Origin of the sequence: Methylopila henanensis (assembly GCF_042681025.1) — a bacterium.
In the GTDB taxonomy this organism is placed as follows: domain Bacteria; phylum Pseudomonadota; class Alphaproteobacteria; order Rhizobiales; family Methylopilaceae; genus Methylopila; species Methylopila henanensis.
In genome coordinates this window covers 168,038-179,091 of the sequence record NZ_JBHUER010000010.1, presented here as the reverse complement: position 1 = coordinate 179,091, position 11,054 = coordinate 168,038, and the positions used below count along the sequence as shown (strand labels likewise).

At 68.9% G+C, this 11,054-nt stretch carries 10 protein-coding genes; 8 read left to right on the top strand and 2 right to left on the bottom strand.

The window, feature by feature from the left end; translation table 11 throughout:
* Window positions 1-43: 43 nt before the first annotated feature.
* A complete protein-coding gene (uraD, locus tag ACFSCV_RS13930) occupies window positions 44-535 on the bottom strand; it encodes a 2-oxo-4-hydroxy-4-carboxy-5-ureidoimidazoline decarboxylase (protein ID WP_378800179.1) in 492 nt (163 codons plus the stop codon).
* 321 nt (window positions 536-856) lie between these two features.
* Here uraD and uraH point away from each other — a divergent pair, with 321 nt between their 5' ends.
* The 7 genes from uraH to ACFSCV_RS13895 all read left to right on the top strand — a co-directional run bounded on the left by uraH (window position 857) and on the right by ACFSCV_RS13895 (window position 8,695).
* Complete coding sequence (gene uraH, locus ACFSCV_RS13925) at window positions 857-1,210, top strand: hydroxyisourate hydrolase (RefSeq protein WP_378800178.1); 354 nt, start codon at window positions 857-859, stop codon at window positions 1,208-1,210.
* A gap of 4 nt (window positions 1,211-1,214) precedes the next feature.
* Complete coding sequence (locus ACFSCV_RS13920; protein ID WP_378800177.1) at window positions 1,215-2,771, top strand: ABC transporter ATP-binding protein; 1,557 nt, start codon at window positions 1,215-1,217, stop codon at window positions 2,769-2,771.
* The gene (locus ACFSCV_RS13915; RefSeq protein WP_378800176.1) at window positions 2,764-3,867 is read left to right on the top strand and encodes an ABC transporter permease; all 1,104 of its coding nucleotides are present in this window, start codon (window positions 2,764-2,766) and stop codon (window positions 3,865-3,867) included. The genes ACFSCV_RS13920 and ACFSCV_RS13915 overlap by 8 nt, the downstream gene beginning before the upstream one ends.
* A 13-nt stretch (window positions 3,868-3,880) precedes the next feature.
* A complete protein-coding gene (locus ACFSCV_RS13910; protein WP_378800175.1) occupies window positions 3,881-4,801 on the top strand; it encodes an ABC transporter permease in 921 nt (306 codons plus the stop codon).
* A 50-nt stretch (window positions 4,802-4,851) separates the two neighbouring features.
* Window positions 4,852-5,937 (top strand): BMP family ABC transporter substrate-binding protein, encoded by a 1,086-nt coding sequence (locus ACFSCV_RS13905; RefSeq protein WP_378800174.1) that lies wholly within the window; start codon window positions 4,852-4,854, stop codon window positions 5,935-5,937.
* Between the two features lie 76 nt (window positions 5,938-6,013).
* On the top strand, window positions 6,014-7,345 hold the full coding sequence (gene guaD / locus ACFSCV_RS13900) for a guanine deaminase (protein ID WP_378800173.1): 1,332 nt from the start codon (window positions 6,014-6,016) through the stop codon (window positions 7,343-7,345).
* A 153-nt stretch (window positions 7,346-7,498) separates the two neighbouring features.
* Complete coding sequence (locus ACFSCV_RS13895) at window positions 7,499-8,695, top strand: urate hydroxylase PuuD (RefSeq protein WP_378800172.1); 1,197 nt, start codon at window positions 7,499-7,501, stop codon at window positions 8,693-8,695.
* A gap of 20 nt (window positions 8,696-8,715) precedes the next feature.
* Here the strand turns inward: ACFSCV_RS13895 and ACFSCV_RS13890 are convergent, their stop codons facing one another.
* A complete protein-coding gene (locus ACFSCV_RS13890; protein WP_271198975.1) occupies window positions 8,716-9,402 on the bottom strand; it encodes a GntR family transcriptional regulator in 687 nt (228 codons plus the stop codon).
* Window positions 9,403-9,923: 521 nt separating this feature from the next.
* On the opposite strand from ACFSCV_RS13890, the gene ACFSCV_RS13885 reads away from it, so the two are divergent.
* Window positions 9,924-11,048: a BMP family ABC transporter substrate-binding protein gene (locus ACFSCV_RS13885; protein ID WP_378800171.1), complete on the top strand. Its 1,125-nt coding sequence runs from the start codon at window positions 9,924-9,926 to the stop codon at window positions 11,046-11,048.
* Window positions 11,049-11,054: the final 6 nt, after the last annotated feature.

Sequence of the window (11,054 nt, the reverse complement as noted above, 5' to 3'; positions counted from 1 at the left end):
GCAAACGGCCGTGGCAAACCGCATGCCAGATTTGACCGATCGGTCAGGCCTTGGCGAGAGCCTCCAGCCGCAGGCCCGCGATACGGTGCACCTGATCGAGCGCGGTGCGGAACTCGGCCTCCGGCGCGTTGGCGACGCGCGCCTCGAACACGGCGAGGATGTCGCTCCGCGTCAGCCCGGTGACGGCGACGATGAAGGGGAAGCCGAAGCGGGCGCTGTAGGCGTCGTTGAGAGCGTGAAAGCGGGCGAACTCGTCCGGCGTGCACTCCCCGAGCCGGGCGGAGGCCTGCTCGCGCTGCGATTCCGGCGTCAGCCGCTCGCCGACCCCGAGCTTGCCGACGAGCTCCGGATGCAACCGCAGCAGCGCGAGCTGGCGGTCGCGGCCGGCGGCTTCGACGAGGGCCGCCATGCGCGCGGCGAGCTGCGCGGGATCGTCGTCCGCGGCCGTGAGCCCTTGCGCCGCGATCGCTTCCGCGACCCAGGGCGAGTGTTCGTAGACCCCGCCATAAGCGGCGACGAACGCGGCTTCGGACATGGACGAGGGCGTAAGGGCAGGGTTGTCCATGGGGTCGCGCGGGCCTTGGGGTGGCGGGAAACATCGTTGTAGCCGCGGCAGCCGCGGCGGGGCCAGCGCGGCGGGCGCCGATTTCGGCGGCGCCGATCGCCTTGGGGCGCCGAACTTTTATTCCTGCGTACGCATTGCGCAGTTTCCCGTTTTGGTGGCAGCTTTCGTCTGCGGGCCGGGGCGCCTCGCATCCAGACAATCGACGAGAGGCCGCGTGTTCGATCGCATTCGCTTCCGGGACCTGATTTTACCGATCGTTCAAATGGCCGCCGCACGGGTTGCGACCTGACGATGGGACGCCTCAGCACGCATATCCTCGACACCGAACGCGGCCGCCCGGCGGCCGGCGTGACGATCGAGGCGTTCCGGATCGCGGGCGACGCCGCCGAGAAGGCGGCCGAGGCCGTCACCAACGCGGACGGGCGGACCGACGGCCCGTTGCTGGAAGGGGCGGCCTTCACGGCCGGCGTCTACGAGCTGCGCTTCCACGTCGGCCCCTATCTGGCGGCGTCGGGCCGGTCGCCGACCTCGCCGGCCTTTCTCGACGTCGTGGTGATCCGCTTCGGGGTCGCCGCGGCGGAGGAGCATTTCCACGTGCCGCTGCTGCTGCAGAGCTTCGGCTACGCGACCTATCGGGGGAGCTGAGGCCATGACCGGCGTCCCGATCCTGAAGCTCGACCGCATCACTAAGACCTTTCCGGGCGTCGTCGCCAACGAAAACGTCTCGTTCGAGGTCGGGCAGGGCGAGATCCACGCGCTGCTCGGGGAGAACGGCGCCGGCAAGTCGACGCTGGTCAAGATGATCTACGGCGTCCAGAAGCCGGACTCTGGCGAGATGAGCTTCATGGGCGAGCCGTTCGCGCCCTCGAAGCCGTCCGAGGCCCGCGCCAAGGGCATCGGCATGGTGTTCCAGCATTTCCTGCTGTTCGAGGCGCTCACCGTCTACGAGAACATCGTGCTCGGCCTGAGCGCGGCGGAGGCGAAGACCGGCGACCTGCGCCAGCGCATCATCGACGTCTCGACCACCTACGGCCTGAAGGTCGATCCCGACCGGCTGGTGGGCACGCTGTCGGTCGGCGAGCGGCAGCGCATCGAGATCGTGCGCTGCCTGCTGTCGGAGCCGAAGCTGCTGATCATGGACGAGCCGACCTCGGTGCTGACGCCGCAGGAGGTCTCCGTGCTGTTCCAGACGCTGCGGCGGCTGGCGTCCGAAGGCTGTTCGATCCTCTACATCTCCCACAAGCTCGAGGAGATCCGCGCCCTCTGCTCCAAGGCCACGGTGCTGCGGGGCGGCAAGCTGGTCGGCTCCTGCGACCCGCGGCAGGAGACCGCGAAGTCGCTCGCCGAGATGATGATCGGCGCGACGCTGAACAAGCCGGAGCGCGAACTGCCGGAGCCGGGGGAGATCCGCCTGAAGGTGCAGGAGCTCTTCATGGAGAGCGAGGAGCAGTTCGGCGTCGATCTCGAGAACATCACCATGGCGGTGCGGGCGGGCGAGATCCTCGGCATCGCCGGCGTCGCCGGCAACGGCCAGACCGAGCTGATGGAGGCGCTGATCGGCGAGCGCGCATGCCGGTTCGGCCGCCAGATCCAGCTCGACGGCGCCGACATCGGAATGGCGGGTCCGCGCGAGCGCCGCGCCATGGGCATGTGCTTCGCGCCGGAGGAACGGCTCGGCCACGCCGCGGTGCCAGGCATGGCGCTGTGGGAGAACACGCTGCTCTCCGCCGGAAAGACCAACGACCTCGCCCGCGGCGGCCTGATCAGCCTCTTCAACGCCAACCGCTTCGCGACCAAGGTGGTCGACGACCTGAAGGTGAAGACCGCGAGCGTGAAGTCCGCCGCCCGCTCGCTCTCCGGCGGCAACCTCCAGAAGTTCATCATGGGCCGCGAGATCATGCAGAGCCCGAAGGTGCTGATCGCCTCGCAGCCCACATGGGGCGTCGACGCCGGCGCCGCGGCGGCGATCCACGGCATCCTGATCGACCTCGCCAAGAGCGGGGCGGCGGTCGTGATCATCAGCCAGGACCTCGACGAGCTGTTCACGATCTCGACCCGCATCTCGGTGATCGCCGGCGGCTACCTGTTCCCGTCGCAGCCGACCGAAGAGCTGACGGTCGAGAAGCTCGGCCTCGCCATGGGCGGCCGCGCCAAGGAGATCGAGGCGGCGAAGCACGCCGCGAACGCGGAGCCGGCCGGTGTTTAAGCTCGTCCCGCGCAAGGAGCCCAACCGGGCGATGCTCTACGCCACGCCGTTCCTGGCGGTGCTGATGACGCTCGTCGCGGGCTTCCTGCTGTTCACGCTGCTCGGCAAGGACCCGCTGCACGCGATGTACCTGATCTTCGTCAAGCCGCTGACCGACTTCAACAGCGTCGCCGAGATGCTGGTGAAGGCGACGCCGCTGGTGCTGATCGGCGTCGGGCTCGCGATCGGCTTCCGGGCGGGCGTCTGGAACATCGGCGCGGAAGGCCAGTTCACGATCGGCGCCATCATCGGAGGCAGCGTCGCGCTCGCGGCCTATCCCGAGGGCGGGCCGCTGCTGCTGCCGGCGATGGCGCTCGCGGGCGCGCTCGGCGGCATGGCCTGGGCGGCGATCCCGGCCTTTCTCCGCACCCGGTTCAACGCCAGCGAGATCCTCGTCTCGCTCATGCTGGTCTATGTCGCGACGCTGCTGCTGAGCCTGCTGGTCCACGGCCCCTTGCGCGATCCCGACGGCTTCAATTTCCCCGAGAGCCGCCTGTTCCAGGATGACGCGCTGCTGCCGGCGCTGATCCCCGACACGCGGGCGCACTGGGGCTTCGTCGTCGGGCTGTTCGCGGTCGTCGCGGCCTATGTCTACCTCGAGCGCATGCTGCTCGGCTTCCAGGTCAAGGTGCTGGGCCAGGCGCCGCGCGCCGCCCGCTTCGCCGGCTACTCCGAGAAGAAGATCGTCTGGACCTGCTTCATGATCTCGGGCGGGCTCGCAGGCCTCGCCGGCCTGTTCGAGGCCGCCGGGCCGGTCGGCCAGCTCGTGCCGTCGCTGCCCGTCGGCTACGGCTTCACCGCGATCATCGTGGCCTTCCTCGGCCGCCTGCATCCGGTCGGCATCCTGTTCGCGGCGCTGCTGATGGCGCTCACCTACATCGGCGGCGAGACCGCGCAGATCGAGATGAGCCTGCCGAGCGCGACCACGAGCGTGTTCCAGGGAATGCTGCTGTTCTTCCTGCTCGCGACCGACGTGCTGGTGAACTTCCGCCTCGCCCGCGCAGGCAAACCCGCAGCCGCGGCCGCCCGGCCAGCGGCGCCGACCCCCGCCGAGTGAGGAGACGGAGCCGATGGACCTGCTGCTCAACGTGATGCTCGGCGTCGTCGTCGCAGCCACCCCGCTGGTGTTCGCCTCGATCGGCGAGCTGGTGGCGGAGAAGTCCGGCGTCCTCAACCTCGGCGTGGAGGGCATGATGATCGTCGGCGCGATCGCGGCCTTCGCGGGAACGGTCGCGTCCGGCAGCTACGTCGTCGGCATCCTGACCGGCGCGCTCGCCGGCGCCGCCATGGCCGCGCTGTTCGGCGTGCTGACGCTGACGCTGATGTCGAACCAGGTCGCCTGCGGCCTCGCGCTGACGCTGTTCGGCCTCGGCCTGTCGGCGCTGATCGGGCAGGCCTATTCCGGCGTCTCGCTGCCCCAGTTCCCGCGGCTCGACATCCCCGTCCTGAGCGAGATCCCCTTCGTCGGCCCGCTGATCTTCGGGCAGGACGCGCTGGTCTACCTGTCTTTCGCGCTCGTCGCGGCCGTGGCGTGGTTCCTGACCAGGACCCGCGCCGGCCTCGTGCTGCGCGCGGTCGGCGAGAACCACGACGCCGCCCACGGCATCGGCTACCCCGTGATCGCGATCCGCTACCTCGCGGTGATGTTCGGCGGGGCCTGCGCCGGGCTCGGCGGGGCCTATCTCTCGCTGGTCCAGACCCCGCTCTGGGTCGAGAAGATGACCGCCGGCCGCGGCTGGATCGCGCTGGCGCTGGTGGTGTTCGCCTCGTGGCGGCCGCTGCGCGTGCTGGGCGGCGCCTACCTCTTCGGCGGCATCACCATCATGCAGCTCCACAGCCAGGCGCTCGGCCTGAAGATCGACGCCCAGATCCTGTCGATGCTGCCTTACATCGCGACGATCGTGGTCCTGGTCGTGATCTCGCGCGACCGCGTGAAGATGAAGCTCAACGCGCCGTCCTGCCTCGGCAAGGTGTTCTACGCCACGAGCTGAGGCCGCCGCAGCGACGCCCTGCGCATCCTTTTTTTCTGGGGAGACATGAGATGAAACGCGCTTTCCGCATGTTCGCCGCGCTTGGCGCGGCGCTGACGCTGGCGCTCGGGGCGACGGCCGCGGCGCAGGCCGCGGACCCGCTGAAGGTCGCCTTCGTCTATGTCGGCCCGATCGGCGACCACGGCTGGTCCTATCAGCACGACGTCGGCCGCAAGGCGGTGGAGAAGGAGTTCGGCGACAAGGTGAAGGTCTCCTACGTGGAGAACGTCTCCGAGGGGCCGGACGCCGAGCGCGTGATCGCGCAGCTCGCGCAGGGCGGCGCCGACCTGATCTTCACCACCTCGTTCGGCTTCATGAACCCGACCCTTAAGGTCGCCTCGCGCTTTCCCAAGGTGAAGTTCGAGCACGCCACCGGCTTCAAGACCGCGAAGAACGTCTCGATCTACAACGCGCGGTTCTACGAGGGCCGCTACATCGCCGGCATCATCTCCGCGAAGCTGAGCAAGACCGGGACGATCGGCTACATCGCCTCCTTCCCGATCCCGGAAGTGGTGATGGGCATCAACGCGGCCTATCTCGGCGCCAAGACCGTCAATCCGGACATCAAGATCAAGACGATCTGGGTGTCGAGCTGGTTCGATCCGGGCAAGGAGAGCGACGCCGCCAAGGCGCTCGCCGACCAGGGCGCGGACGTGCTGATGCAGCACACCGACAGCCCCGCCGCGATGAAGTTCGCCGAGGAGCGCGGCATCCACGCCTTCGGCCAGGCCTCCGACATGGCGGCCTTCGGCCCGAAGGCGCAGCTCACCTCGATCATCGACGACTGGAACTACTACTACATCGACCGCGTGAAGGCGGTGATGGACGGGACCTGGGCGACCAAGGACACCTGGGACGGCCTCAAGGAGAAGATGGTCGAGCTCGCGCCCTACGGCCCGGCCGTGCCCGAGGACGTCAGGACGCTCGCGGACGCCACCAAGGCGAAGATCATCTCGGGCGAGCTGCATCCGTTCACCGGCCCGATCAACAAGCAGGACGGCTCGCCCTGGCTGAAGGAGGGCGAAAAGGCCTCCGACAAGGACCTGCTCTCGATGAACTTCTTCGTCCAGGGCGTCGAAGGCTCGCTGCCGAAGTGACGCTTCCTTCAAGAACCGTCGTCGCGCCGCGGCTGGCGCGTGGCGCGACGGAAACCGCGGAGCCGGACGTCGGCTGATGAACACTTCTGCGACCTTCGCCCTCCGCGGCCGCACGCTCGCGTTCCGCGACGATCCGTTCCGCGTCCCGCCGGATCAGACGATCGCGACGGAAGAGGACGGCGCGGTGGTGATCGCCGCCGGCAGGATCGTCGAGGTCGGGCCGGCGGCCGAGGTGCTCGCGCGCCATCCCGGCGTCGCGGTCGAGGCCTACGACGGCGGGCTGATCATGGCGGGCTTCGTCGACAGCCACGCCCATTACCCGCAGATGGAGATCATCGGCTCCTACGGCGAGCAACTGCTGGAGTGGCTGGAGAAGTACACGTTTCCGACCGAGACCAAGTACGCCGACTACCAGTACGCCCGTGCCGGCGCCGAAGCCTATCTCGACGGCTGCCTGTCGAACGGGATCACCTCGGCCTGCGTGTTCGCCGCCACCTATCCGGGCTCTGTCGACGCGCTGTTCGAGGCCGCGCTCGCCCGCGGCATGCGGATCGCGACGGGCAAGAACATGATGGACCGGCATGCGCCGGCCGCGCTCTGCGACACCGCCGCGAGCGGCTACGACCAGTCGAAGGCGCTGATCGAGGCCTGGCACGGCCGCGGGCGGCTCGTCTACGCGGTGACGCCGCGCTTCGCCATCACCTCCACGCCGGAGCAGCTCGAGGCCGCGGGCGCGCTGTGGCGCGAGCATCCGACCACGCTGATGCAGACCCACATGTCGGAGAACCTCGCCGAGATCGCGTGGGTCCGCGAGCTCTATCCGGACGCGCCGGACTACCTTGGCGTCTATGAGAGCTTCGGGCTGATCGGGGAGGGGACGAACTTCGGCCACTGCATCCATCTGACCGAGCGCGAGATCGCGCGGCTGACGGAGAGCGGCTCGGCCGTCTCCCACTGCCCGACCTCCAACGCCTTCATCGGGTCAGGGCTGTTCGACATGAAGGGCCTGCGCGACTGCGCGGCGCCGATCCGGGTCGGGCTCGCGACCGACATCGGCGGCGGCTCCTCGCTGTCGATGTTCGACACCATGAAGGCGGCCTACGAGGTCGCGCAGCTCCGCGGCTACAGCCTGCATCCGGTCAAGGCGTTCTGGCTCGCGACGCTCGGCAGCGCCGGCGCGCTGCGGATGGACGACAGGATCGGCAACCTCGCCGCCGGCTACGAGGCGGACGTGGTGGTGCTCGACCTCGAATCGACGCCGCTGATCCGCCGGCGCATGCGCACGGTCGAGACCCTGTCCGACGCGCTGTTCGTGCAGATGATCCTCGCCGACGACCGCGCGGTGCGCGCGACCTATGTCGCGGGCGAGAAGCTCTACGATCGGGACCAGGCCAGTGCCGAGCGCTGATCCGACCCGCCGCCGTCATGCCCGCACTTGCGGGCGTCCACGACCGCCTTCGGCGGGAAGCGCTCGACGCTCAAGTCGTGGACGCCCGGCTTCGCCGGGCATGACGACGATGATCTGCGCTGTGACGACGCCTGCCTCTCGGAGCCTGAGCCCATGGACGTGATCTTCTGGGAATGGCTGAGCTTCTTCGTGCGCTGGACGCATGTGATGGCCGGCGTCGCGTGGATCGGAAGCTCGTTCTACTTCGTGCATCTCGACCTCAGCCTGAAGCGGAGGGCGAGCCTGCCGCCGCAGGCCTATGGCGACGAGTGGCAGGTGCACGGCGGCGGTTTCTACCACATGGTCAAGTATCTCGTGGCGCCGCCGCAGCTTCCCGAGCACGTCACCTGGTTCAAATGGGAGGCCTACGCCACCTGGCTGTCGGGCTTCGCGCTGCTCGTGATCGTCTATTACCTCGGCGCGCGGCTCTACATGATCGATCCGGCCGTGCTCGACATCAATCCGGCCACGGCGGTGGCCGCGAGCCTCGGCGGACTGTTCCTCGGCTGGTTCATCTACAACGTCTTCTGCGAATCCGACCTCGCCCGCAGCGACCTCAAGCTCGCGCTCGCCGGCTTCGCGATGATCGTCGCCTTCGCGCTGATCTATTCGTTCGTGTTCTCCGGCCGCGGCGCCTTCATGCAGGTCGGCGCGATCATGGGCACGATCATGGCCGCGAACGTCTTCATGGTGATCATCCCGAACCAGCGGAAGGTGGTCGCCGCGCTGAAGGCCGGCGAGACGCCGGACCCGACGCTCGGCGCCAAGGGCAAGCAGCGCTCGCTGCACAACAACTACCTGACGCTGCCGGTCGTGTTCGTGATGATCGGCAACCACTACCCGCTCGCCTTCGCCACCCGCTACTCGTGGATCATCCTCGCGCTGGTGATCGTGATGGGCGTCGCGATCCGCCACTTCTTCAACACCCAGCACAAGGGCGGCCCGGCGCCGTGGTGGACCTGGGGCGTGACCGCGCTCTGCGGCCTCGCGATCATGGCGCTGTCGAGCTTCGGCCCCAAGCCGGTCCGCGCCGCCGCGGCCTCCGCCGGCCCGACGACGGAGCTCGCCGAGAACGCCGAGATCGTGATCCAGAGCCGCTGCGCCATGTGCCACGCGGAACAGCCCGCATGGCCCGGCGTCGGCGTCGCGCCGAAGGGCGTCAAGCTCGAGACCTTCGCCGAGATCGAGACCCACGCCGCGGGCCTACGCACGGTCGCCGTGCTGACCCATTCGATGCCGCCCGGCAACGTCACGGAGATGACCCAGGACGAGCGCGACACGCTGCGCGCCTGGCTCGACAGCCTGCGCTGACCGGGCAACTCCAGGGGCTTTCAGCCCTTGTTTCTGGCGCGGCGGGGGGAGGCGGCGTAGGTGGCGGCGAGGCGTTCGAACGAGTCCTCGACCAGGCTGACATGGCGCAGCATCGCGGCGTGGGCGGAGGCCGCGTCCGCGTTCAGGATCGCCGTCACCACGGCTCCGTGCTCGGCGTGCGAGCGCGGCAACCGGCCGGGGGTGTGGAACTGCGCGCGGCGGTAGGGCGAGAGCCGCTCGCGCAGACCGCGCGCGATGTCGGCGAGCGGCGCGTTGTGCGCGCCGGCGTAGATCAGAGAATGGAAGTCGACGTTCGCGGCGGCGAAGCCTTCGGCGTCGTTCGCCTCCACCAGCGCGGCCATGGAGTCGTGCCGCGCCTCGAGCCTGCGCCGCTCCACCGGCGACATGCCGATGGCCGCGAGCCGAGAACAGGTCGCCTCGAGCTCCGCCATGGCGCCGAACAGTTCGCCGAGCCGCTCCGGCGTCAGGCTCGCCACCACGGCGCCGCGCCGGGGCCGGACGTCGACGAGGCCGGTCGTCGCGAGCTGCCGCAGCGCTTCCCGCACCGGCGTCCGCGACACCCCGAACCGCTCGGCCAGCGAATGTTCGTCGAGCCGCTCGCCGGGGGTGAACTCGCCGGCGATGATCGCGTCCGACAGGTCGCTTATGAGCTGGTCGGTGCGGGTGGGGGACTCAACGAGGCTCATCTCGTCTCGCAGGCTGTCGGGTCGGCGCGGCCGCGCGATTCGAAACGCGTCCGCTCCGCTCCCAAATGAAATGGCCGATGCCGCCCGCAAAATCCAGCGCGCGCCGGCCCTCCGAACGCGCCGGCGCGGGGCGGGCGCCTAAGCCGCGAGCACATCCGGGACCGGCGCCCTCGTGATGCGCGCGTGGCTCGACGCGCCGCCGGCGAAACGCGCCTGCATTTCGAACCGGCTCCGCGCGACAAGCCGCCATTCGCGGCCCACGCGTCCCGGCTCCATTCTTTGTGCATTCATGACAACCATTTGCGCATGCAAAATATCACGATTGCATGCAACTTTGGAGCCGTAAGATCGTGATGCGCATGGCTTCACGCCGGCTTGGCCGCCGCGGAAAACGCGACCGGAAACCGGCCCCGACATTGCATTCCCGCTGAATGATCCGCGCCGCTCTCCGGCGCGGGAACTCGTGCATACCGCTGGCGTGGGCCGAGGGTCCGCGCGTTCCGCACCGAGAGGCGTCGCCCATGTCCCATCCGCTGATTTCCCGCCGCACCCTGCTCAAGACCTCGGCCGCCGGCGCGGCGTTCGGCATGGCGGGTCTGCCATTCTCGCTCCGCCCCGCGCGCGCGGCGTCGGCGACCATCGGCTTCATCTATGTCGGGCCGAAGGACGACTACGGCTACAACCAGGCCCACGCCGAGGGCGCCAAGATGCTGAAGGGCATGGAGGGCGTCACGGTCGTCGAGGAGGAGAACGTTCCGGAGTCGGTCGACGTCCAGAAGACCATGGAGTCGATGATCAACCTCGACGGCGCGACGCTCGTGTTCCCGACCTCGTTCGGCTACTTCGACCCGCACATGCTGGCCATGTGCAAGAAGTTCCCCGACGTTCAGTTCCGCCACTGCGGCGGCCTCTGGGACAAGGACAAGCATCCCGCCAACGCCGGCTCCTACTTCGGCTACATCGCCATGGGCCAGTACCTGAACGGCGTCGTCGCCGGCCATGCGACCAAGACGAAGAAGATCGGCTTCGTCGCCGCCAAGCCGATCCCGCAGGTGCTGAACAACGTCAACTCGTTCCTGCTCGGCGCGCGCTCCGTCGACCCGTCGATCACCTGCCAGGTGATCTTCACCGGCGAGTGGTCGCTCGCGGTCAAGGAGGCTGAGGCCACCAACGCGCTGGTGGATCAGGGCGCCGACGTGATCACCTGCCATGTCGACGGCCCGAAAGTGGTCGTGCAGACCGCCGCCAACCGCGGCGCCTTCGTCTGCGGCTACCACGCCAGCCAGGCGCTGCTCGCGCCGGAGAAATACCTGACCGGCGCCGAGTGGAACTGGGCGACGGTCTACGAGATGTACGCCAAGCATCTCCTCGCCGGCGAGCCGCTGCCGAATTTCACCCGCGGCGGGCTCGCCGACGGCTTCGTCAAGATGAGCCCGCTCGGGCCGGGCGTCTCCGACGCCGGCCGCAACCAGTTCGAGGCGACGCTCGCCGAGATCAAGAAGGGCGGCTACGCCGTCATCAAGGGGCCGCTCAAGGACAACAAGGGCAAGGAGATCGCGGCCGCGGGCAAGGCCTTCCCGGAGACCGCGATCGAGCTCGAGAGCACGGGCTTTCTCGTCGAGGGCGTGCAGGGCTCCACGTCCTGAGCCGGG

What these genes read in the sequence shown, in the direction of transcription:
- uraD (WP_378800179.1), bottom strand. Translation starts at nt 535, where the DNA reads ATGTCCGAAGCCGCGTTCGTCGCCGCTTATGGCGGGGTCTACGAACAC.
- uraH (WP_378800178.1), top strand. Translation starts at nt 857, where the DNA reads ATGGGACGCCTCAGCACGCATATCCTCGACACCGAACGCGGCCGCCCG.
- ACFSCV_RS13920 (WP_378800177.1), top strand. Translation starts at nt 1,215, where the DNA reads ATGACCGGCGTCCCGATCCTGAAGCTCGACCGCATCACTAAGACCTTT.
- ACFSCV_RS13910 (WP_378800175.1), top strand. Translation starts at nt 3,881, where the DNA reads ATGGACCTGCTGCTCAACGTGATGCTCGGCGTCGTCGTCGCAGCCACC.
- ACFSCV_RS13905 (WP_378800174.1), top strand. Translation starts at nt 4,852, where the DNA reads ATGAAACGCGCTTTCCGCATGTTCGCCGCGCTTGGCGCGGCGCTGACG.
- guaD (WP_378800173.1), top strand. Translation starts at nt 6,014, where the DNA reads ATGAACACTTCTGCGACCTTCGCCCTCCGCGGCCGCACGCTCGCGTTC.
- ACFSCV_RS13895 (WP_378800172.1), top strand. Translation starts at nt 7,499, where the DNA reads ATGGACGTGATCTTCTGGGAATGGCTGAGCTTCTTCGTGCGCTGGACG.
- ACFSCV_RS13890 (WP_271198975.1), bottom strand. Translation starts at nt 9,402, where the DNA reads ATGAGCCTCGTTGAGTCCCCCACCCGCACCGACCAGCTCATAAGCGAC.
- ACFSCV_RS13885 (WP_378800171.1), top strand. Translation starts at nt 9,924, where the DNA reads ATGTCCCATCCGCTGATTTCCCGCCGCACCCTGCTCAAGACCTCGGCC.